This window comes from Methylomonas sp. BG-2 (assembly GCF_057766305.1).
In genome coordinates this window covers 1-22,599 of sequence record NZ_JBYMAP010000018.1, presented here as the reverse complement: position 1 = coordinate 22,599, position 22,599 = coordinate 1, and the positions used below count along the sequence as shown (strand labels likewise).

22 protein-coding genes are annotated in these 22,599 nt (G+C 58.2%); 12 read left to right on the top strand and 10 right to left on the bottom strand.

Annotation, left to right across the window (positions count from 1 at the left end):
* The first annotated feature begins 30 nt into the window (after positions 1-30).
* Together pstB and phoU are read left to right on the top strand one after the other, a co-directional pair.
* On the top strand, positions 31-864 hold the full coding sequence (gene pstB / locus AC3B8H_RS03115; protein WP_488440159.1) for a phosphate ABC transporter ATP-binding protein PstB: 834 nt from the start codon (positions 31-33) through the stop codon (positions 862-864).
* Positions 865-873: 9 nt separating this feature from the next.
* Positions 874-1,593, top strand: a complete 720-nt coding sequence (gene phoU / locus AC3B8H_RS03110) for a phosphate signaling complex protein PhoU (RefSeq protein ID WP_488440158.1) — start codon at positions 874-876, stop codon at positions 1,591-1,593.
* Positions 1,594-1,672: 79 nt separating this feature from the next.
* Here phoU and AC3B8H_RS03105 read toward each other — a convergent pair whose 3' ends face one another.
* From AC3B8H_RS03105 to AC3B8H_RS03085, 5 genes are all read right to left on the bottom strand, one after another.
* Positions 1,673-3,238, bottom strand: a complete 1,566-nt coding sequence (locus AC3B8H_RS03105) for an ATP-binding protein (protein ID WP_488440157.1) — start codon at positions 3,236-3,238, stop codon at positions 1,673-1,675.
* 8 nt (positions 3,239-3,246) lie between these two features.
* Positions 3,247-3,822 carry a YfiR family protein gene (locus AC3B8H_RS03100; protein ID WP_488440156.1) on the bottom strand — a complete coding sequence of 192 codons (576 nt, stop codon included), beginning with the start codon at positions 3,820-3,822 and terminating at the stop codon, positions 3,247-3,249.
* Positions 3,823-5,799, bottom strand: coding sequence for a TonB-dependent receptor plug domain-containing protein (locus tag AC3B8H_RS03095; protein ID WP_488440155.1), 1,977 nt, complete (start codon positions 5,797-5,799; stop codon positions 3,823-3,825).
* Positions 5,800-5,877: 78 nt separating this feature from the next.
* Positions 5,878-6,495 (bottom strand): class I SAM-dependent methyltransferase, encoded by a 618-nt coding sequence (locus AC3B8H_RS03090; protein WP_488440154.1) that lies wholly within the window; start codon positions 6,493-6,495, stop codon positions 5,878-5,880.
* 2 nt (positions 6,496-6,497) lie between these two features.
* Positions 6,498-7,445, bottom strand: a complete 948-nt coding sequence (locus AC3B8H_RS03085) for a Tim44 domain-containing protein (RefSeq protein ID WP_488440153.1) — start codon at positions 7,443-7,445, stop codon at positions 6,498-6,500.
* A 131-nt stretch (positions 7,446-7,576) separates the two neighbouring features.
* Between AC3B8H_RS03085 and AC3B8H_RS03080 the strand changes: the two genes are divergently transcribed.
* From AC3B8H_RS03080 to AC3B8H_RS03055, 6 genes are all read left to right on the top strand, one after another.
* Positions 7,577-7,981, top strand: a complete 405-nt coding sequence (locus AC3B8H_RS03080; protein ID WP_488440152.1) for a hypothetical protein — start codon at positions 7,577-7,579, stop codon at positions 7,979-7,981.
* 120 nt (positions 7,982-8,101) lie between these two features.
* On the top strand, positions 8,102-9,406 hold the full coding sequence (locus AC3B8H_RS03075) for a TolC family protein (RefSeq protein ID WP_488440151.1): 1,305 nt from the start codon (positions 8,102-8,104) through the stop codon (positions 9,404-9,406).
* Positions 9,407-9,411: 5 nt separating this feature from the next.
* Positions 9,412-10,497 (top strand): efflux RND transporter periplasmic adaptor subunit, encoded by a 1,086-nt coding sequence (locus AC3B8H_RS03070; protein ID WP_488440165.1) that lies wholly within the window; start codon positions 9,412-9,414, stop codon positions 10,495-10,497.
* The gene (locus tag AC3B8H_RS03065) at positions 10,497-13,559 is read left to right on the top strand and encodes an efflux RND transporter permease subunit (RefSeq protein ID WP_488440150.1); all 3,063 of its coding nucleotides are present in this window, start codon (positions 10,497-10,499) and stop codon (positions 13,557-13,559) included. Before AC3B8H_RS03070 ends, AC3B8H_RS03065 begins: the two co-directional genes overlap by 1 nt.
* Positions 13,556-13,861, top strand: coding sequence for a DUF3240 family protein (locus tag AC3B8H_RS03060; RefSeq protein ID WP_488440149.1), 306 nt, complete (start codon positions 13,556-13,558; stop codon positions 13,859-13,861). The genes AC3B8H_RS03065 and AC3B8H_RS03060 overlap by 4 nt, the downstream gene beginning before the upstream one ends.
* Before the next feature lie 86 nt (positions 13,862-13,947).
* Complete coding sequence (locus AC3B8H_RS03055; protein WP_488440148.1) at positions 13,948-14,658, top strand: DUF3240 family protein; 711 nt, start codon at positions 13,948-13,950, stop codon at positions 14,656-14,658.
* Between the two features lie 79 nt (positions 14,659-14,737).
* Here AC3B8H_RS03055 and fdxA read toward each other — a convergent pair whose 3' ends face one another.
* From fdxA to AC3B8H_RS03030, 5 genes are all read right to left on the bottom strand, one after another.
* Entirely contained in the window at positions 14,738-15,061 is a 324-nt protein-coding gene (fdxA, locus tag AC3B8H_RS03050; protein WP_488440147.1) for a ferredoxin FdxA, read from the bottom strand.
* 142 nt (positions 15,062-15,203) lie between these two features.
* A complete protein-coding gene (gene fusA, locus AC3B8H_RS03045; protein WP_488440146.1) occupies positions 15,204-17,315 on the bottom strand; it encodes an elongation factor G in 2,112 nt (703 codons plus the stop codon).
* A gap of 214 nt (positions 17,316-17,529) precedes the next feature.
* On the bottom strand, positions 17,530-18,474 hold the full coding sequence (locus AC3B8H_RS03040) for a ketopantoate reductase family protein (RefSeq protein ID WP_488440145.1): 945 nt from the start codon (positions 18,472-18,474) through the stop codon (positions 17,530-17,532).
* A complete protein-coding gene (hda, locus tag AC3B8H_RS03035; protein ID WP_488440144.1) occupies positions 18,471-19,163 on the bottom strand; it encodes a DnaA regulatory inactivator Hda in 693 nt (230 codons plus the stop codon). Before hda ends, AC3B8H_RS03040 begins: the two co-directional genes overlap by 4 nt.
* A 5-nt stretch (positions 19,164-19,168) precedes the next feature.
* Positions 19,169-19,519: a DUF2069 domain-containing protein gene (locus AC3B8H_RS03030; protein ID WP_488440143.1), complete on the bottom strand. Its 351-nt coding sequence runs from the start codon at positions 19,517-19,519 to the stop codon at positions 19,169-19,171.
* A gap of 155 nt (positions 19,520-19,674) precedes the next feature.
* On the opposite strand from AC3B8H_RS03030, the gene rph reads away from it, so the two are divergent.
* From rph to AC3B8H_RS03010, 4 genes are all read left to right on the top strand, one after another.
* On the top strand, positions 19,675-20,412 hold the full coding sequence (rph, locus tag AC3B8H_RS03025; RefSeq protein ID WP_488440142.1) for a ribonuclease PH: 738 nt from the start codon (positions 19,675-19,677) through the stop codon (positions 20,410-20,412).
* Positions 20,409-20,996, top strand: coding sequence for an RdgB/HAM1 family non-canonical purine NTP pyrophosphatase (gene rdgB, locus AC3B8H_RS03020; RefSeq protein WP_488440141.1), 588 nt, complete (start codon positions 20,409-20,411; stop codon positions 20,994-20,996). Before rph ends, rdgB begins: the two co-directional genes overlap by 4 nt.
* Positions 20,993-22,054, top strand: coding sequence for a phosphotransferase enzyme family protein (locus tag AC3B8H_RS03015; RefSeq protein WP_488440140.1), 1,062 nt, complete (start codon positions 20,993-20,995; stop codon positions 22,052-22,054). The genes rdgB and AC3B8H_RS03015 overlap by 4 nt, the downstream gene beginning before the upstream one ends.
* Positions 22,055-22,110: 56 nt before the next feature.
* The coding region (locus tag AC3B8H_RS03010; RefSeq protein ID WP_488440139.1) for a globin family protein at positions 22,111-22,599 on the top strand (489 nt) is incomplete at its 3' end.

The following is a 22,599-nucleotide window of genomic DNA, read 5'->3' as shown; positions in this document are numbered from 1 at the left end:
ATCGATACCCCGATGTTCGGACCCGATAACATGACGACACTACAAAAACGTACCCACGGCATTGACATCAACGCGCTGAATCGCGAAGAGAGAACCGATGCCGGCAAGATCGAGACCTGCATCAAGGTCGAGAATTTGGAACTGTTTTACGGCCAAAAACAAGCCTTGCACAGCATCAACATGGAAATGCCGCGCAAGAAGGTCACGGCTTACATCGGCCCCAGCGGTTGCGGTAAATCGACCTTGTTGCGTTGCATCAACCGGATGAACGATCTGGTGGACGGCGTCAGCATTCGCGGCAAAATTCTGCTGGACGGCGACGACATCTACGACAAGTCGGTCAATGTCGCGGCCTTGCGCCGCCGGGTTGGCATGGTGTTTCAAAAGCCCAATCCGTTTCCGAAGACGATTTACGAAAACGTTGCCTACGGCTTGCGCATCCAGGGCATCAACGACCGGCGGGTTCTGGACGAAGTGGTCGAGAAGTCGCTACGCGGCGCGGCGCTGTGGGACGAGGTGAAAAACCGTTTGAACGACAACGCCTTGGGTATGTCCGGCGGCCAGCAGCAGCGTTTGGTGATCGCCAGGGCGATCGCGATCGAACCGGAAGTGATTCTGCTCGACGAGCCGGCCTCGGCGCTGGACCCGATTTCGACGTTGAAAATCGAGGAACTGATCAACGAATTGAAGGAACACTACACCATCGTCATTGTCACCCATAACATGCAGCAGGCGGCGCGGGTGTCCGATTACACCGCCTTCATGTACATGGGCGAACTGATCGAGTTCGGCGAAACCAGCGAGTTGTTTACCAACCCGGCTAAAAAACAAACCGAAGATTACATTACCGGCAGATACGGCTAGGAGGTAAACATGGACAACAGCAAAATCAAACAACACATCTCCCAGCAGTTCAACCAGGAAATGGAGGAACTGCGCAACAAGGTCATGATGATGGGCGGCTTGGTCGAGGAACAAGTCGATCTCGCTACCAAGGCTTTCATGAGTTACGACATGGAAAGCGCCGATCAGGTGGTGTTGCAGGATCATCAGGTCGATACGCTGGAAAAGGAAATCGACCACGAATGCACCGACATCATGGCCCGCCGCCAGCCGGCCGCCTACGATTTACGGATGTTGATCGCGACGATCAAGATCATTACCGACTTGGAGCGGATCGGCGACGAAGCCACCCGGATCGCGCGAATGGTGATGCGCCTGGAAGGCACTGATTATTACCAGGATAAATATTACGAAATCGAACATTTGTTGAATCTGGTCAAGGGCATGTTGAATGGCGCGCTGGACGCTTACGCCCGCAACGATGTCGAGGAAGTCATCGCGATCACCGCGCAAGACGCCAAGGTTGATCGCGAATACAACAGCATCACCCGCCAACTGATCACGCAAATGATGGAAGATCCGCGCAATATCACCCGAGCGCTGGATATGCTCTGGACCGCCCGCGCGCTGGAGCGGATCGGCGATCATGCCTGCAACGTCTGCGAACACGTGATTTACATGGTCAAGGGTAAGGACGTTCGCCACCTCAGCCGCGAGGAAATGGAGCGCACGATCAATTCCGTGCGATAGTCCTCGGCTTCGCCGGCTTCCGGCGCGCCGGTGGTTCCGCCCTTGGGTTCGCGCTACGGAGGCTGGAGACTGCCCTGGCCTAGTCTTGCCGGGATTCGGGTTCCACCCCGTAACCGGTATAAACCCCTTGTTCGGCCTTGCCCGCGTCGGTGGGCGAGACCGGCAGTAAAATCGTGAAGCGGCTGCCCACGCCGGGCGTGCTGGCGACCGATAGCTCCCCGCCCATCAACTCCACCATATGTTTGGTGATTAACAGGCCTATACCGGTTCCTTCGATGGTTTCCTGTTCCAAATGAAAGCGGGTGAAGGGTTGAAACAGTCGCGGCATGTCTTCGGCGGTGATGCCGCGGCCGCTATCTTCGATACCAATGCCGATCCTGCCGTCGGCCAGGTCGATCGACACCCGGATCGTGCCGTCGGCGCGGTTGTATTTCACCGCGTTCGACAGCAAATTCAACAAGCATTGTTTCAAGCGCAAACGATCGGCGCTCGCCGGCGGTAGCGCTTCGCCGCCACTGACGCTGATTTGGAGTCCGGCCTGATGAACTTGTGGGGACACCAGTCGGACGGTTTCCTCAACCAGCGGCCGGCAATCGATCGGTCCGGGAGCCAGATTCAGTTTGCCGCTTTCCACGGTAGCCAGATCCAATAATTCGCTGATCAGCGCCAGCAAGTGGTTGCCGGAATTCAGGATATGCCGCACCGAGTCGTGTTGCTCCGCGCTTAACGGGTGTTCGGGGTCGGATTCCAACAATTGGCCGAAACCGATAATGGCGTGCAGCGGCGTGCGCAATTCGTGGCTCATCCGCGACAAAAATTCGGATTTGGCGCGGTTGGCGCGCTCGGCTTCCCATTTGGCGTGCGACAGTTTGACGATCAGGGCATTCTTGTTGTGTTCCTGTTGTTCGAGTCGGTCCAGCATATTGTTGAAGCTGCGAATCAAAACGCCGGTTTCGTCGCGGCTGTCGGCAGTCAGGCGGGTGTTGAAACTATGGTTACGGCTGACTTGTTCGATACTGCGGGTCAGCCGCAGCAACGGGCGGCTGACCCGGCGTCCCAGCCAACGCGCCAGCAGCACCGAGAACAGTATCGCGATTGCCAAGCCGGATACCGCTTCGTGGACCGTGCGTCTGAAATGTTTCGAGGTTTCCGCCAGCGACAGATGCAAGTCGATGAAACCGATCAATCGGCTGTCCAGTCGGATCGGAACAACGACAGTCAGACCATCGTCGTTAAAGCGGTAGCCGGTCTCGTCGCCGGACGGCGTGTCGACGGCGTGGCGCCAAGACGCCGGATCCTCGTGATCGATTTCGGCCAATAACGCCGCGTGTTGGTTTAAACGACTGCGATATTCCGCGAAGATCTGGCGGTCGGGCGTGAACACGCGGGCGGAGACCACATCGGATTTCTCCTTCAACGCGGCTAATACCTCGGTCGCGGTGGCCGGATCGCGGTAAACCAGCGTGGCGGCGACATTGCTGGCCAGGATGCGCGACAACAACTTGCTTTGCTCCAGCAAGGTTTGCCGCTGTTGATGAAAATCGGTGACCAGAAAAAACGATAACGACAGCATCCCGGTCAACAACGCGGTGGCGAGTGCCATCGCCAGAATTTTTTGCCTGATGGATGGCGTACCGCTGGGCATGGCGACGTTTACTCGGCCAAATGGGAGCTGCGCAGCAACTTGGAGCTGATTCGCAGGTTAACGTTCGTGACATTGCGCAGCTGGATCACCGGTACGATGCGCTGACCCTCGCTAGCGAGTCGAATCATGCCGCCGCGTTGCTCGAAATCCGGTATGTCGCTGACGGTCAGCACCGGATACGGTTTAATTTGTTCCAGCGCGGCGGCCAATATTCGCTCCTGCTGCAATGGAATATACAAAATCTGGCATTCGCTCAGTCGATCGGCGCCCGGATCGACAATGAGCCGAAACGGGCGGTCGTGCAGCCGTTCACCGTCAACCAATTTGGCTAACACCGGCGTCACCGGCGAGGCGGAATAGCTGCAAATTTTGAAGTCCTCCCGATTGTCGCCTTCCGGCCAGCTGGCGAAATAGGCGAAGTTGTATAAGAAAGCGGCTTTCAGTTCGTATTCGCTAAATTGATGTTGATCGGCGGCGCAAACGAGACCGGAAAGCAGCCAACTCAGCAGCCAGCCGAGCCGGGGGCCTCTGGCGGGGCCACGAAGCCGGGGTTTATCGACGCTGGTGTTCGGGTGTCGCGGCATTTAGTAGCGCACCGTGGCTTTCAGATAATAATTGCGCTCGATTTCGCTGGCTATCAACGCGTTATCGGGGCTGGGTGAGAATTCCAGGTGTCGGTTGTCCAGTAAGTTCTGCGCGCCGAGCGCTAATTCGAAGTGCAAATTGGGTTGCCAGCCCAATCGGATGTCGAAACGATGATAGCCCTCGACTTGGCTTTGCAAGCGGCCGGTATAGTACCAGTGCAGGTCCAATTCCAGTTGATGGGGCAGGTTCAAGTAGGAGCTAAGATTGAAACGGTTGCCGGGGCTGGCGGTCTCGGCGGCTTCGGCAGCGCTGTCCCGGCTTTGCGGACGTTTGTGCAGCGCCATCCCGAACAGGCTGTAGCTGGCTTGCAATCGCCAGGCTTGCGCGGCTCGCCAGTTTACCGCCGACTCCCAGCCGTAGGTTTCGCCATATGCCAGATTGTCGATCAACAGCGGGATTGTCATTGTTCGATTGCCGTTGACGGGATCGAGCGGCTCGGTGGTGGTGAGTCGGCTATAGTCGCCGTAGAACAAGGTGGTGTCCACGCTAAACGCCGAATTGGGAAAGAAACGGTAGCCGAGCTCGTAATTGACGACCGTTTCGGCGGCCAGGTTCGGGTTGCCGCGAATATTGGCGGTCGTGCCCGGCCCCAGCGGGAAAAAGGTATTCAAGTCGTGTTCGACGCGCGTCGGAACGCGGACCGCCCGCGAAACCCCGGCCCAGGCACTGTGGTGGGGAGCCGGCTGCCAAAGCAGGCGGGCGGAGGGTTGCAACTGGTAACCGCTAAAATCGTTATGTTCGAGCCGGCCGCCCAAAATCAGGCGCAGTTCTTCCGCCAGGATGCGCCACTCATCTTGGGCAAACAGGTTGAACCAATGCCGGTCGCGATGCGTTGGGGATATCGTCAATAACGGCGATTCTAGTTGGAGCGTATCGCCGACGTAACGGTAGCCGGCACCCCAGGTCAACAGATGGTCTTGCCAGGGAAAGTCGTGTTGCATGTCCAGGTCGAAAGTGTCGCGGCTATAGTCGAGCAAAGTCTGGTTGCGGGTGGCGTGGTCGAAGTAGCCGCGAATTTGCAAGCGAGCGTCGTCGGCCAGCGCCTGCCGCCAACGCAGCAACAGATTGCCGCCCTGAGATTTCCCGGCGTCCGGAGAAATGTTCATGCCGTCCAACGGATTGCTCAAGGTCTGACCGGTATTGCCATTGTAATAGTCCCCTTGGGCAATCAGGTTATGGCGAGCGTCCAGGTTCCAGTCGCTACGAAACCCCACCCTGCCGATGTCCAGCGCGTCGTAAGCCGGGGCGCCGCCGTTCAGATGCAAGCGGTCGCGGTGGTTGTATTTGCCGTACACGCGATAATGCAAGTCGTTGTCGAGTTTGCCGCCGTAGCGGAAACTGGCGAATCCGGGTTCTTCCTGGCTTGTGCCGGCGCTGACCAGCGTGCCTTGGGTTTCCTGCGCCGAGCGGGTGACAATGTTGATGACGCCGTTAACGGCATTGGAACCCCACATGGTGGCGGCGGGGCCGCGAATCACTTCGATACGGTCGATGTCCTCGAGCGGATAATCCTGCTCGTTCCAGAACACGCCGGAGTTGAAGGGATCGTAGACGGTGCGTCCGTCCACCATCACCAACAGTTTGTTGGCGTACAGTCCGTTGAAACCTCGGCTGGTGATGGCCCAGTGATTTCCGTCTACCCGGGCGACTTCCAGGCCGGGCACCCGGCGCAGAATCTCCGGGATCGATTGCAAACCCGAGCGGCGGATTTCTTCCTGATTGACGACGAAGACCGCGGTGGGCGTTTCGCCGACCGCCTGGCTGCGCTTGGCGGCGATGGCCACGGTACTGGCGCTTAATTCCTGGAGAGACAGCGATTTCAGTTCCGAAAGCGCTTCGTCGCCGCGAGTTGGTTTGGCGGCGACCGCCAACAGCAGTAAGAGGCGCGCTCGCGCCCGGATGTGAGAGAGTGGCATAAATCCAAAGCCGTCTGCATTAGCGTTCGGCCATTTTAGACTGGGGCGGGCAAATCGTAAAACCGGGATGCCGCCGGTCTATTTGACCGCGCGAATCAGTTTGATCATGTCGCCGCTGGCCGGATCGACGTAAATATGCCGGAAGGGGCAGGATTGGACGTTTTTGACGGTTTCCCGGTTGATGTTCGCGCCGAACAGTAGGACCGTCAACGGATTGCCCAGCCGCATCAGTGCCGCCATGACTCGGTTCGCGCTCAACACGTGTTCCAAAAGCAGCACTTGACCGCCGGGCTTGCAGACCCGGTAAAGCTCCTTCAAGCCCTTGCGCGGTAGTGGCACCGAGCAGAACACGAAACTGGCGATCACGGTATCGAAGCAGTTATCGGCGTAATCCAAGGACTGCACGTCCATCAGCGCCAGTTCCGCGCTCAGGCCCTGGCGTTCGTGCTTGCGTCGGGCAATCGCCAACATCTTGGGACTGAAGTCTATCGCGGTTACGCGAGCGTCGGCCGGGTAAAACGGAAAATTCTTGCCGGTGCCGACGCCCACTTCGAGTATGTGCGGACCTTGGGCTTCGGCCCAAAGTCGTTTGCGCCAGCGGCGGAAGAAAAGCCCTTCCAGCACGCTCTCCAGGCTGTCGAACCAGGGGGCCAACCGGTCGTAGCGGCGCCGAATCTCGCGACTGTCGGCCGCCATGCTCAATTCTCGATTTGTTGGATACCGTCCAGATACCAGCGCGGCTCGCTACTGTGCTTCGGTTTGGTGAAATGCCAAGCCTCTTTCACCGGATTCGCTTCGCCGCCGTTTTCGCGGATCGTTGCATCGAACAGAACCGAGGCTTCAAGTTCGCTACCGACTTCCCGGACGTCCAGCAACTCGGCGGTCAGCGTCAGCACTTCGGTGCGATGGGTTTCGCTGGAAGCACGCAGCTGTTCCTGAATCTCGGCGAACACTTTGTCGGTGGTCAGCCCGCGGATTTCCGCAAGGTCCCGGCGGTCCCAGGCCGCTTGCAAATGGCGATAGACGTTTTGCGCGCCGTTCAGAAAGAGTTTCGCGTCGAAACCGGCCGGTAGATTGCCGGCGTCGAACGCGGGCGACGCTGGGGCGCTGCCGACCGCCTTGCCTTTGCCGAATAATAAATCGGTATTGAAACCGACCGTGTTTTGCGCGGGTTGGCGGTAGTCCGAAGTATCCGCTTGGGCTTGGTAAGCCTCGCGGGCATGCGCGCCTTCCGCGACGGGCTGGCGCGCGGATTTCGCGGCAAACAGCCGATACAGGAGGAAGGCAATGCCGGCAAATAGCAAGATATCCATAAAGTTGAGGCCTTCAAAGGCGCCGCCGAAGAACATCGAACCGAGCAAACCGCCCAGCGCCAATCCGCCCAACATGCCCATCAGGCCGCCGCGCCCGGCCCAATTTTGCCGGGCAGCCTGATTTTGCGCGGCGGCTTGTTGTTGAGCGGGTGAGCGGATAGGTTGGCTGGCCGGCGCGCTGGGCGTGGAGCGCTGATACGGCGCGCTGTAACTGGGTTTGCTGCCGAACGACTTGCCGCCGCCCATGCGCTTGGCGTGGGCAGCGTCGATGCCCCCGAAGGCCAACGCAATGGCGATCAGTAAGCCGGCTAAAGTACGCGTTTTGTGGTTCATAGTGTCGATTGCCTGATGTGGGTTGAAGTCGATACGGATAGTCGGGGTAAGATCGTCTTTTTCAAGTAGAATACCGGTTCATGCATACGGCAACAACCTGAACTTACCCGAATCCGTCATCCTACAGAGTATTGAACATCAAAATGGTTGCATGCTTGCGTCGGTTTCTCGTGGTGCTTTTGGTGTTGCTGCAATTGGTAGCCCCGTTGGTGCACGCGCATGTCGGCGATGAAGCCGGTGTCGGTGGCTGGCATTTGCATGAATTCGAGCAATGGCGTTCCGACAACGCCGGTAAAGTGTTAGCGAATATCTCGCATGAGTTCCACGCGCAAAGCGCGGTCGTCGAAGTCGGCTCGGCAATCAATCTGCATTCATCGGTATTTTACGCCGATAATCAAGCCCATGCGTTCGACCGGTCAATATTCGGGCAACTGCCGATCGCGTTGGCGATTCCGGTATTCCGCCGTTTTGATCACCCTCCGGAACCCATCCAGCCCGGAATTAGTCGGCATTCCTCGCGCGCGCCGCCCCTTTAGATTCGTCAACCCTCGAGCCGCGGACGGACCTGATTTTCGGCCCGTCTCGGCATTTCGGCGCCCGCCCGAGCCAAATCGGGTATTCTGGATTTCTGCATATCTACATTTTCGGAGAAAAATATGACCGGATTTCGTCATATTCCAAACGCGTTGTTCGGCGCGTTGTTGTCAGCTGGCGCGTGTTGGGCCGAGTCGCCGGCCAGCGCGTTACCGTCGTCGGCTGAAGCAATGCCGGCCGGACCATTGATCGTCGAGCATCTCGATCCGATAGAAACCGACCCGCAACTGAGTTTGCCGGGCTTGATCGAACAAACCTTGGAAAAATATCCTGATCGCCTGATCAGCGAGGCGCTGAGCCAGGAAGCCGGCGCCCTGACCGAGCGTAGCGACAGTTGGGTGGCGGGTTCCACGGCCCTGCAATTGGGCTACATGGACGACCGGGTCGCCGACGATCTGGGGTCGCGGGAAGCCTCGGCGCAAGTAGAGATCACCACCTGGAAATGGGGGCAGCGCGAAGCCGGGCAGACCGTGGCGGAGCGCGCCGGCGCATCCGCGCAAAAACAGCTGGCCGCGGTCAGGTTGGAAGTGGTTCGTCTGGTGCGAGATGCCTTATGGAATATGGAAATTGCCAACATCGGCCTGCAGCAGGCGCAAAACGCGCTGTCGATCTCGGAGCAATTGATGAAAAAGGTCGAACGCCGGGTCGAGCTCGGCGATTTGCCGCGCGCCGACTTGCTGTTGGCCAAGGGGGAGTATTTGCAAAATCGGGCGCTGGTGACGCAGGCGGAAGCCGAAGTCATGCACAGCCGCAAGGCGTACACCAACCTGACCACGCTAACCAAGGTGCCGAGCAGCTATCGCGAGCGCCAGAGCGAGATCGCCACGGTCGCCAACGACCATCCCATGCTGGAAGCGATTAACGCCATCATCGAGCGGCGCCGCGCCGAGGTGGAATGGGTACGCACCACCGACCCGATCAATCAACCGAAACTGGGCATAGGCGCCAAAAGCCAACGCGACGGCCGAGGTGGCCAGAATGTGGAAAGCGTGGGCGTGAACGTCGTCATGCTGTTCGGCGGCGATGCCTACAACGCGCCGGAAATTGCCAAGGCCAATCTGGAATTGAACAATGCGATGGCCCAACGCGAACATTTGTACCGGCAGCTTGAAAAGAATTTGCACGAAGCCGAGCATGCGCTGGAGGTGACCCGCGCCGAATTGGCGATCGCCAACGAATTGAAAGACATCGCCGAAACCCATCTGAAAATGACCGAGATCAGTTTCTCGGCCGGCGAGATCAATCTGCTGGATTTATTGAAAATTCAAGCCAGAGCCTTGGAGGCGATTCGTAACGCCAAGCTGCAAGAGGTCAAGTTGGAGCGAAACATCGCCTTCTATAATCAGGCGGTAGGAGTCGCGCCGTGAGAACGATGGTTTTATGCGGTCTTTTCATCGCGTTTTGCGGGCGAGTGGGCGCGGAGCCGGCTCAGATCCGCATATCCCAACAGCAAATCGATAACCTGGATGTGCGAGTGGCGCCTCTCGCCGCCGGCTCGGACATTCCGTTGTTTTATGCGCCGGCGCGCGTGGCGGTGCCGGCCGACCGCGAAGCGCTGATCGCCAGCAGCGTGGCGGGTTTGGTTACCCGGATCCACGTCAATATCGGCGACCGGGTGGTCAAGGGGCAAGCGCTGGCGACTTTGAACAGTCCGGAATTGGTTGGCTTGCAACAGGCTTATTTGACGGCCGGCAGCGAGCACAGTCTGGCCGACATCGAACAAAACCGCGACCAAAAGTTATTGCGGGAAGGTGTGATCGCCGAACGGCGATTCCAAGAAACCGAAGTGCTACATGGCAGCAAATCGGCCAAGGCCGACGAAGCCAGACAATTGCTGGAACTGGCGGGCATGTCGGCTGGCGAGATTAAGCAACTGGCGACCACCAAGCGCTTGAATAACCAGCTGGTGATTCGTTCCCCGCTGGACGGCGTTGTATTGGAACGACTGGTCGCGTTGGGCAGCCGATTGGATATGCAGACGCCGTTGTTCCGGGTCGCCGACCTCTCGCAATTGTGGCTGGAAATCAATATTCCGCAGGAAAGATTGGCTCAGGTAAAAGTCGGGGACAGCGTTGGCGTTGAGGATACCGGCATCGTCGCCCGCATCGTTTTGTTGGGGCAAAGCGTCAACCGCGACAACCAAACCGTTGCCGCCCGCGCCGTGCTCGAGGGCAAGACCGAAGACTTGCGCGTCGGTCAAAGTGTTAACGTCAAGCTGCTTCGCGGCGGCGGTCAGACCGGTTTTCGGGTGCCGAACACCGCATTGGCGCAAAATGAAGGCCATAGTTATTTATTCGTGCGCAATGCCGAGGGATTCGCGGTCACCGAGGTGGCCGTGGCTGGCAAGCAAGCCGACGCGGCCTTGGTGACCGGTCCGCTGACCGGTAACGAGCAGATTGCCGTTAAGGGCGCGGTGGCGTTGAAGGCGAACTGGTTGGGCTTAGGGAGCGGCGAATAATGGCGGGTTTGATCCGCTTTGCGCTGATCCAGCGCCTGTTGGTCATGCTCGCTGTCGCGTTGTTGACCGGCGGTGGCTATTACGCCTTCAGTAATATCCCGATCGACGCGTTTCCGGAGGTGTCGCCGACCCAGGTCAAGATTATCGTCAAGGCCAACGGCATGACGCCGGAAGAGGTCGAAGCCCGGATTACCGCGCCTGTCGAAGTCGAGCTGCTGGGGATTCCGCATCAAGTCATGCTGCGCTCGCTGGCCAAATACGCGATCACCGACATCACGCTCGACTTCGAGGAAGGCACCGATATTTATTGGGCGCGGCAGCAAGTGGCGGAGCGGCTGAACGGGATTTGGGGTAATTTGCCGGCCGGCGTTCAGGGCGGCATCGCGCCGATGACGACTCCGCTGGGCGAGATGTTCATGTTCGCGATCGAAGGCGGCGATTTAAGTTTGATGCAGCGCCGCGAATTGCTGGATTGGACGATACGGCCGGCCTTGCGGACCGTCAAGGGCGTGGCGGATGTCAACGCCTTGGGCGGCGAAGTCCGCAGCTTCGAAGTGGTGCCGGACAACATTCGGATGGCGGCGCGCCACATCGACATCGAACAACTCAGTTCCGCGTTGAAAAAGAACAATGCCAACGACGGCGCCGGGCGTTTGACCGAGGGCGAGGAGGCACTGATCGTCCGGGCGGAAGGCAGGATTCGCGACGAGCGCGACATCGCGACCATCGTGGTCGCCGAGCGCGACGGTCTGCCGGTGAAGGTCGAAGACATCGCCGATGTCAGGATAGGCGCTCTAACCCGTTACGGCGCGGTCAGCAAGGATGGGGCCGGCGAAGCGGTGACTGCGGTGGTGCTGGGCTTGCGCGGCGCCAATGCCAGGCGGACCATCGCGCTGCTCGAGGAAAAGTTGACGCAATTGCAGCCCAGCTTGCCCGAAGGCGTTCGGATCAATGTGTTCTACAACCGGGGTGTGTTGGTCGGCAAGGCCGTCGAGACCGTATCCAAGGCACTGCTCGAAGCCATCGTCCTGGTCGTGATTTTGCTGATTGTGTTTTTAGGCGATTTGCGGGCCGCGGTGACCGTGGCCTTGGCGTTGCCGATGGCGGCGCTGATTACCTTTATCCTGATGCAGACCTTCGGCATGTCGGCGAATCTAATGAGTCTGGGCGGCTTGGCGATTGCGATCGGCATGCTGGTGGACGGTGCCGTCGTCGTCGTCGAAAACATCATCACCCAACTCGCCGACCATCGCAAAGCCGAGTGTTTGCCGCGTCTGCACCTGATTTACCGGGCAACTCGGGAAGTTGCCGCGCCGGTGACGTCGGGTATTCTGATTATCGTCATCGTATTTTTGCCGTTGTTGACGCTGCAAGGGCTGGAAGGCAAATTGTTCGGCCCGGTCGCGCTGACCATCGTGTTCGCATTGAGTGGTTCCTTGCTGTTGTCGTTGACGGTGGTTCCGGTGTTGGCTTCTTTCTTGTTGAAGAATGTATCGCACGAAGAGCCTTGGTTGCCGCGTAAATTGCTGGCCCTGTATCAGCCTGTGCTGGCGTGGTGCCTGACAAACGCCAAAACGGTATTTGTCGTCGCCGGCGGATTGTTGCTGGCAACGATACTGGTTTTCAGCCGGATCGGCAGCACCTTCATACCGACGATGGACGAAGGCGACATTATCGTGCAACTCGAAAAGTTGCCGTCGATTACATTGGCGGATTCGGTGGCGCTGGATGTGCGAGTGCAGAAAAATATACTCGAACATGTCCCGGAAGTGGCGCATGTGGTGTCCAGGGTCGGTACCGACGAATTGGGTTTGGATCCGATGAGCCTTAACGACACCGATACCTTTTTGATCCTGAAACCGAAAGCCGAGTGGCGGATGCCTACCAAGGAAGCCCTGATTGAGGAAGTCCGCAAGGTCATGCCGCACACGCCGGGCATTGCGTTCGGGTTTACCCAGCCCATCGAAATGCGGGTTTCCGAAATGTTGACCGGCACGCGCGGCGACGTGGCGATTAAACTGTTCGGTGGGGACCTGAATATGTTGAATCATAAGGCCGAGGAAATCGAGACTGTATTGAAGACGATACCTGGCGCCAGCGACGTGTTCACTCGCAAGAACGAAGGCATGCAATTTCTGCAATTGAAAATCGACCGGTCGGCGGCCGGCCGTTACGGTTTGGATGCGGAAGGGATCGAGAACCTGCTCAGAGCGCAGATCGAAGGTTTGCAGCTTGGTATCGTGCAGGAAGGCGTCAAGCGCACGCCGCTGTTGCTGCGCGGCGCCAGCAACACCGCGAACTTCGACAATCTGCAAATCACGCTGCCGAGCGGCAGCCACGTACCGATTTCGGCGGTGGCGAAAATCGAAGCGGTGGAAGGCGTCGTGTCGATAGACCGGGAAAAAGGCCAGCGCTTTGTGGTGATTCGCTGCAATGTCGAAGAGCGCGATCTGGTCGGTTTCGTCGACGAGGCTCGCAAAACGGTCGCCGAGCGCGTCCGGCTACCGACCGGGTTTCACGTTGAATTCGGCGGCCAATTCGAGAATCAACAACGTGCCGCCGCCAGACTTGGTTTGGTGATCCCGTTGGCGCTTGGGTTGATCTTCCTATTGTTGTTTTCGACCTTCGGTTCGGTGCGGCAAGCCTTGCTAGTGTTGTCCAACATTCCGCTGGCGATGGTGGGAGGCGTGTTCGGGCTGTGGTTGTCCGGGGAGTATTTGTCGGTGCCAGCCTCGGTCGGCTTTATTGCGCTACTCGGTATCGCGGTATTGAACGGCGTCGTGATGGTCAGCTACTTTAACCAGCTCTGCGCGACCGGCATGGAATTGTCGCGAGTCGTGATTGTCGGTTCGTGCCGCAGGTTGCGTCCGGTGTTGATGACGGCAAGCATTGCGGCGTTTGGCTTGATCCCGCTATTGTTTGCCTCGGGGCCTGGATCGGAAGTGCAGCGGCCGTTGGCCATCGTGGTTACCGGCGGTCTGGTGTCGTCGACGCTGTTGACGTTGATTTTGCTGCCTATTCTGTATCGCGCTTACGGGCGAGGAGAGGAGATTGTCGAATGAATCATGAGGCTTATCTGCTAATAGTCGAGGTCCCTCCCGATCTGGAGGAGCAATTCGTGGACTTTTTGTTGGCATTGGCGTGGCGGCAAAGTTTTTCCTGCATGCCGGCGAATACTCATGATGCGGACGACCGGAGCATGTCGCTGGCCGAACAGGTCAGCGGCTATCGGCGTAAGGTCCGTTTCCAAATTTTCATAGAAAAAACCAACATTTCCGGGTTATTGACTAAGCTAAAAGCGGACTTCGCCGGCGCTGGCTTAAAGTATTGGTTGTTGCCGGCGTTGGAGCGCGGAAAAATCTGACCGCGAGGTATGCAGAATTCAGTGCGGAATGCTACAGTTGCCTCGTATGTTTAAAAAACCGACCCCGTCACTTTGCAAGCGAACCGATGAACATATTTCTGAGAAGAATTCCGGCCAACACCAGACACTCTGAAATCACTGAATTCATTAGTCCGGCTTTGAAAAGCGGTTTTTTCCTGAAGCCTGGCCGGATAGTGGACGTGCAGATTCTGGCTTTGCAGGACAGTCGCTTCGGTACGATGGAGTATCACGGATTGGTGACGCTGGATTCGGAGCTGACCGTGCAACGGGTCATCAAGGGCTTGAAAAACCGGCGCTTCAACGGCCGGATGGTGGTCGTTAGACCCTATTATCATCGCAGTTGGTACAACGATCCCCGGCAACATCAGCGCGCCGATAATGAATTTGTCGAAAAACGCAAGGGCGACCGGCGGCGCGGCAAATTTCTGCAAGTCGTCAAAAATGCATCGGATCGCTTCAATAGCGAGGACGACTTCGTCAACACGCTGCAGCATCAGCAGTTTTCGATTTCGTTTGTCGTGCCCGGCGATATGGAAGCGGCGGTGATGGAGTGCCTGGACGAGTTTGAAACCATGCGCTTGAACGGGGATGCGGCCGGTCACAAAATCGTTAAGCTGCCCAGCGAGCATGATGAAGCCGAACCCAGAAATACCAGCTTCCAGATTTATTCCGAAAAAATCGTGATCTCGGCGCTGCTGGAACGGTTAAAGTCCGAATTCGCCGGTTCGGGTATTCATTACTGGATTATGCCCGTCGTCGAGAAGGGCGAGATTTAATACTTTGAGAGACTCGCTTAGTTTCTAGCAGGAGGAGCGCCGGCGATGTTGCGGCGCTCCTGATAGCCTGTGAGAGCGATTATTTTTCCAACAATTTAAACTTGTCCGGCTTGCCGTTCCATTCGTCGGCGTCCGCCATCGCGTCCTTGACTTCGGTGATCAGCGGCCAGGATTTGGCCAGTTCGGCGTTCAATGCCGCGAAGTGCTCTTGGCCTTCCGGCAGTTCATCCTCGGCGTGAATCGCGCCGGCCGGGCATTCCGGTTCGCACAGCGTGCAGTCGATGCATTCGTCGGGATCGATAACCAGAAAATTGGGGCCTTCGTGAAAGCAGTCAACAGGGCAGACATCGACGCAATCGGTATATTTGCATTTGATGCAGTTTTCGGTAATTACAAATGCCATAGTGTTCTCCCAAAGTGGGGTGCGGGATTAAGCTAACGTACATCGCGTAAGCTTTATCGTTAAAGAGACTCCTGAAAGACAGGCGGCCAAATCGCAAAAAAGGCAGCTCCGAGACCTTGCGGCCTCGGAGCTGCTCCACTGTTTACTTGTCTTTGTTTTTGTTGCGTTCGTTGACTTCCTTGATCACTTCGTCGGCCACGTTTTTCGGGCAGGCGATGTAATGCGAGAATTCCATCGAGAACTGGCCGCGACCGGAGGTCATGGTCCGCAGGTCGCCGATGTAACCGAACATATCGCTCAGCGGCACGTCGGCCTTGATGCGCACGCCGGTCACGCCGGGATCTTGCGATTTGATCATGCCGCGGCGACGGTTCAAGTCGCCGATCACGTCGCCGACGTGAGCTTCCGGGGTGAATACGTCAACTTTCATGATCGGCTCCAATAATTGCGGACCGGCTTTCGGAATCGATTGACGGTACGCGGCGCGGGCGGCGATTTCAAAGGCGATGGATGACGAGTCAACCGCGTGGAAGGCGCCGTCTGTCAGGTTGACTTTGAAGTCCAAGCAGGGGAAGCCGGCCAACACACCTTTCTCGATGCTGGCTTTGAAGCCTTTTTCGACCGCAGGCCAGTATTCGCGAGGTACGTTACCGCCGACGACGCTGGATTCGAACTGGAAGCCGCTACCCGGCTCGCCCGGCTCGATGATGTAGTTGATTTTTGCGTACTGGCCTGAACCACCGGATTGTTTTTTATGGACGTATTCGTCTTCAATCCGTTTGGTGATGGTTTCGCGGTAGGCGACTTGCGGCTTGCCGACGTTAACGTCAACGCCGTGGGTCCGTTTCAGGATATCCACTTTAATATCCAAGTGTAGCTCGCCCATGCCCTTGATAATGGTTTCGCCGGATTCCTGGTCGGTTTCGACGCGGAATGACGGGTCTTCCGCCACCATTTTGCCGATCGCGATACCCATTTTCTCGTTGCTGCCTTTGTCTTTGGGCGAAATCGCGATCGAGATGACGGGGTCCGGGAATACCATCGGCTCCAATGTGGCCGGCTTGTCGGGGTCGCACAAGGTGTGGCCGGTTTGTACGCTCTTCAAACCGATCAGCGCGACGATGTCGCCGGCCTGCGCGGTTTCGATTTCGTTACGGTCGTCGGCGTGCATTTCCACCATCCGGCCGACCCGTTCGGTTTTGCCGGTGTAGGTGTTCAAGACGGTGTCGCCTTTTTTCAATTTGCCGGAGTAAATCCGGACAAAGTTCAGCGCGCCGAAACGGTCGTCCATGATTTTGAAAACCAGACCGCGGAAAGGACGCTCGGGATCGACGATCGCATGTTCGCCGGTCGGTACGCCTTCGATGTCTGTTTCCGGTTGCGGGTTGACTTCGGTCGGATTCGGCAGGTATTCGACGACGCCGTCCAATACCAATTGCACGCCTTTGTTTTTGAACGAAGAGCCGCAAAAGGTTGGGAAGAAGTCCATCGCGATCGTGCCTTTGCGGATGCAGTGTTTGATCTCTTCGATGGTCGGTTCTTCGCCTTCCAGATATTTTTCCATGATGTCGTCATCCTGATCGGCGACTTGGTCGATCAATTTGGCGCGCCATTCTTCGACTTGCTCGACCATATCGGCCGGCACGTCCTTGATTTCGTATTTCAACGGATCGCCGGAGTTATCCCAGACCCAAGCTTTACGGGTCAGCAAATCGACCACGCCGACGAAGTTTTCTTCCTCGCCGATCGGCAAGGTCATCACGACCGGTTTAGCGCCCAGAACGTCTTCGACTTGCTTGACGACGCGATAGAAGTTGGCTCCCAGCCGGTCCAGTTTGTTAACGTAGATGACGCGAGCGACTTTGGAGTCGTTCGCATAACGCCAGTTGGTTTCGGATTGCGGTTCAACGCCGCCGGAACCGCAGAATACGCCGATACCGCCGTCCAACACTTTCAGCGAACGATACACTTCGATCGTAAAGTCGACGTGGCCCGGGGTGTCGATGATGTTGAAGCGATGCGCTGGAAATTGGTTGGTGCTGCCCGGCCACATGCAGGTGGTCGCCGCCGATTGAATGGTGATGCCGCGTTCTTGCTCTTGCACCATGAAGTCTGTGGTCGCCGCACCATCGTGTACTTCACCGATTTTGTGGATTTTTCCGGTCAGCTTCAAAATCCGCTCGGTGGTGGTGGTTTTACCGGCATCGACGTGAGCGAAGATCCCGATGTTTCTATAAAGCGATAGATCAGTCATGGTTATACTCTAAAAATGGACATAAAAATTCTTTAACCCCAGCACCATTGCCACGGTTTTAGTGGGTCACATAGCTGCTGTTCTAGCGAAGTATGCGGCCGGACTCCACTTTCCAAGCAACTTGGAAGTCAGCGAGCGGCTTCTTCAAAGACAAGGTCAATGAAAATCTTCACATTCTAACCGAAAAATCGGTAAAAACGGAACGCCAATTGAGTTATTGGGTTTTTCCGGCTGGGCGCGCCGCCAATCGTTGTTCTTGAAGTCGCATCATGGCGTATAAGGTTTGCAGGCATGGTACGTCCAACCCCAGACGTTCGGCGGCGCGGACGGTGTTGCCGAGTATCGCCTCGGTTTCCATACTCTGGCCGTTTTCGAAATCCAACAGCATGCTGGTTTTGTAAGGCGGCATGTCGCGGGTCATGGCAATATTGCGCTCGACGATGTCGGCCGGCAACGGATGGCCGGCGGCTTCCGCGATCGCCACGACCTCGAGCATGATGCGTCGAATCAAGCTTTCCTGGCTCTGCAGGATTGTCTGAGGCGCCAAGCCGCCGGACAAAACCGACAGCGGATTGAACGGCGCGTTCCAGACGCATTTTTGCCAGCGGCCGCCGATGATGTCTTCGCAAGTCTCGGCTTCGATGCCGCTGGTCCGATACAACTCCACCAGCCGGCGGGTTTTGTCCGAGACGCCGCCCGGCATATTGCCCAGCAGCAGCCGGCCGTAGGCCAGATGTTGAATCTCGCCAGGCGCGATCCGGTTGCAGCAAACGAAGGCCAGGCCGCTGATCAGTTCGTTATCGGGAAACGCGGCTTGCAGCTCCGCTTCGATGTCGACGCCGTTTTGAATGAAGACGATCGCGGTATGCGGCCCGACCGCGTCACGGATCAATTCCGCGCGGTCCAACCCCGGCTTGACCTTGGTACACAGCAGCAGGAAATCCGGCTCGCCGCCGTATTCGGAGGCGCGTTGCACGAGGCGCCGCGGGAAAAACCGCCAACTGCCCAGTTCCCGGCTGTCAACGCGAAAGCCGCGGCGCTTAACGGTCTCGAAATCCGTGCGGCAGGTCATCGTCACGTCGGCGCCGGCCTTGGCCAGCAGCGCGCCGTAAAAGCCGCCGATCGCCCCGCTGCCCACCACCAATACTTTGTTGCTCATAGCTCACCCGCCAGAATTTGTTTCAGGAACGGCACGGTCAGTTTGCGCTTGGCCGCTAAGGTCGCTTGGTCGATTTTGTCCAATAACAGCCAAAGCGAGGGTAAATCGTGGACATAGTGGGCCAGTAAAAATCGCCCGACCGATGCCGGAATGTCGAAACCCAGAAAATGCGCCTTGTGATTTAAAGCCGCGATCAACTGGTCGTCGCGCAAACTCTGGATTTTTAACGTCAGTCCCCAGCCCATTCGGGTTTTCAAATCCAGCAATTCGAAAGGCAGGAATTTGGGCGGGCAATCCGCGGCTAATACCAGTTTGTGTCCGTTTTGGCGGTGGCGGTTGTAGAAATTAAACAAAGCCTGCTGCCAATCGGCGTTCCCGGCTAGAACCGGCAAATCGTCCAGGCAGACCAGCGCCATGTCTTCCAGGCCATCCAGCACGGCGGGCGGCGGTAGCGGCTCGCCGGCCAGGCACAGGTAAAACGGATCCACGCCCAGCGCCTTGGCGTGTTGGCAACAGGCCTGCAAAAGATGGCTCTTGCCGCTGCCGGTATCGCCCCAGATATACAATTGCTGCTCGCCGTTTGGGGTCGCCACGCATTGCAGCTGGTCGACGATTTCCGCGTTGCGGCCGGCGTAAAAGCTGGCGAAGGTTTGATGGCTCTGGAACTCGAATTGCAGCGGCACTTGCATCGCGGCTAGCCCCGGATTTTCTCGGCTTTATACACGTAAAGTCCCGCGCCGAAACACAACAACAGGCTGAAGCCGACCTCCGCCAATCCGTAGGCCCGAACGGCGGGATCGACGTAGGCTTCGATCACACCATGCACGAAATACGGCAAGCTGAGGTAGCTCATCCAGGTGCAGCTTTTCAGGTCGCGATTCAACAAGCCGCGCATCGGTAACAACAACGGGCCGGCGCTGACCAACAACACCAGCGATGTCGGAAAACGGCTAGGCGGTGCCAGCAGTGTCGGCCAGGCCATCAGTAACAAAAACAGGCCGAAAAATCCGGCCAGGCCGGCATGGTGGTAATGAATGCGTTGCATGAAGGGGACAGGACGCTGAGCGATTCGACAGGCGGCTATTATCACAGACTCGGCTCTGGAATGCTGGCCGGTTGGCGTTGGTCGACCGGGCGGCGGCAAGAAATCTTCGGTTGCTGCGGGTATAATCCCGCCATTTTACGACTAGGCAGACCGAGATGAGACCCAGCGGACGTACCCCCGAGCAACTCAGAGAAATACGCTTCACCTGCAATTACACCAAGCACGCCGAAGGCTCGGTGTTGGTGGAGTTCGGGGATACTCGGGTCTTGTGTACCGCCAGCGTCGACAATAGCGTGCCGCGCTTCCTGAAGGGCAAGGGCGAAGGCTGGGTCACCGCGGAATACGGCATGCTGCCGCGTTCCACGCACAGCCGGATGGAGCGCGAGGCCGGCCGCGGCAAGCAAGGCGGGCGCACGCTGGAAATTCAGCGCCTGATCGGCCGGTCGTTGCGGGCCGCCATCGACCTGAAAGCCTTGGGCGAAAACACGATCACCATCGATTGCGACGTGCTGCAGGCCGACGGCGGTACCCGCACCGCGTCGATTACCGGCGGCTTCGTGGCCTTGTCCATCGCCATCGAGCACATGCTGAAATCCCAGCGGATCAAGAAAAATCCGCTGCACGGCCAAGTGGCCTCGGTTTCGGTCGGGATCTACGGTGGCGTGCCGGTTCTGGATCTGGATTACGCCGAGGACAGTCAGGCCGAAACCGATATGAACGTGGTGATGAATGATGCCGGCGCCTTTATCGAAATCCAGGGCACCGCCGAGGGCCACGCATTCCGCAAGGACGAACTCAATGCGATGCTGGAACTGGCCGAACACGGCATTCGCCAGTTGCTGGACAAGCAGGCGGTGGCGTTGCAGGCCGCCAAGACGCCGGCCGCCGCGTGAGCTCTATCGTGTTGGCCAGCGGAAACGCCGGCAAGATTCGGGAAATTCAGGCGATACTGCAAAACGATTTGATTCTGCCGCAGTCGCAATTTCAAGTCGTCGAGCCGGAGGAAACCGGTTCGACCTTCGTCGAAAACGCCATCATCAAGGCCCGCAACGCGGCGCGCCATTGCGGACTGCCGGCGATCGCCGACGATTCCGGGCTGGTGGTCGATGCGTTGGCCGGCGCGCCCGGCGTGCTGTCGGCCCGCTACGCGGGCCTTGGTGCGTCGGATAGCGACAACAACGCTAAGCTGCTCGATGCCCTGCGGAGCGTGCCCGACCAACAGCGCACGGCCCGCTTCGTTTGCGTGGTGGTGTTCATGCGCCATGCCGACGATCCGACGCCGATCATCGCTCAGGGCGTTTGGGAAGGGCGCATTCTGCACGAACCACTCGGCGGCAACGGCTTTGGCTACGACCCGTTGTTTTGGGTCGAGACATACGCAAGTTCTTCGGCGCAACTGGCACCGGAACAAAAGAATGCCGTCAGCCATCGCGGCCAGGCTTTGCAAGACCTGCGCCGCCAGCTCGACGGCTGGTGAATAGTCCGCGCGGCATTGCCGAGCATTTTGCCGGCGGGCAGCCGGTGCTGGCCGTCGAACCGCTCGGCAATGGCCTGATCAACGACACCTACGCGGCGGTCACCGCGACCGGGCGATTCGTACTGCAACGCTTGAACTCCGAGGTGTTCGCTCGGCCGGATTGGGTGATCGACAATTTGCGGCGGCTGGCGGCGCACGCCGCGCGGCACGCCGAGGCGAGCGGCTTGCGGGTGCCGGCTTTGTTGGCCGGCGCGGACGGCACCGACGTTTTGATCGACGATCGGGGCCAATATTGGCGAGCGCTGGAATACCTCGGTCCGTCGGAAAGCCGGGAGACGCTCAGCCGCCCGGCCGAAGCGGCGGCCGTCGGCGAAGCCCTGGCCCGGTTTCACCGCTTGTGCGCGGATTTAGCGGGCGATGCACTGCACGATACCTTGCCCGGTTTTCATATCACGCCCAGCTATTACCAGACTTATCTGCGGCGTCTCCAGCAGCCGTTGCGGGTGGCCGCCGATGCGGATTTTCGAAAATGCGTTGCCTATATCGAGCGCCATGCCGCCACTATTCCGGTGCTGGAACAGGCCAAGCAGCGCGGCGAGCTGTCCGAACGGGTGATCCACGGCGATCCCAAACTCAATAATTTTCTATTCCGTCCCGGTGGCGACAGCATCCTCGGCCTGATCGATCTGGATACCGTCAAGCCCGGCCTGCCGCATTACGACATCGGCGATTGTCTGCGTTCCTGCTGCCACGCGGAAGGCGACCGTTTCGACCTGGCCACCGCGCGGCGCGTTCTCGGCGGTTACTTGACGGTCTGCGGCGACGTTATCGACGCTGCCGCCGACGAATCCCTGTACGCGGCCATCTGGCTGATTCCGTTCGAATTGGGCTTGCGGTTTTTCAGCGATTATCTGGACGGCAGCCGCTATTTCAAAGTCAGCGATCCGTTACACAACTTGCGCCGCGCCGTGGCGCAGTTTCGGCTGTGCGATAGCATCGCCGAGCAGCGCGCGGCCGTGGAAAGCATCATTTCAACATCCCGGCTCGGAGCGATTTGACAACCCGAACCGGACTGGAAGACTCCGGTTACTGATCAGATCGTCAGGAGACGACCATGACGACTACCGTGGTTTCCGCGCTACCTTCCGCCCGTTCCGAGTTGAGCGATGCGGGTTTGATCGGTGCCATCGCCGACCGTGTTTGCGAAAAAATGCTCGACGATTATCGGATCAACCGCTTTTTCAATAACCGCCCGGTTGCAGAACACGCCACCGCGCTAAAGGGCTATTTGAACGTGGCCTTATCCAGCGATGCCGACGCGTCGAAGTTGTTGGACGCTTTTTTCGTGGCGGCCTTCGGACGCGGCAATGCCAAGCCCAGGTGGCCGGCCGGCCAGGATTTCGCGTCTTTGCCGGACATCGTCGGCGCAAAGGAAATCCGGGCGAACCACTTGTTATGCCCGGCGCATTGGTTTTTGATGAAGCTTCATCCGGACGACTCGCATTACGACGTCGCGATGGCGCATTTGGCCGCCGCGTTAAGCGAACTCGACGTGAGCGAAGCGGGCGCCTATCGCCTGATCATGTTGGCCGAAGCCGCTAGA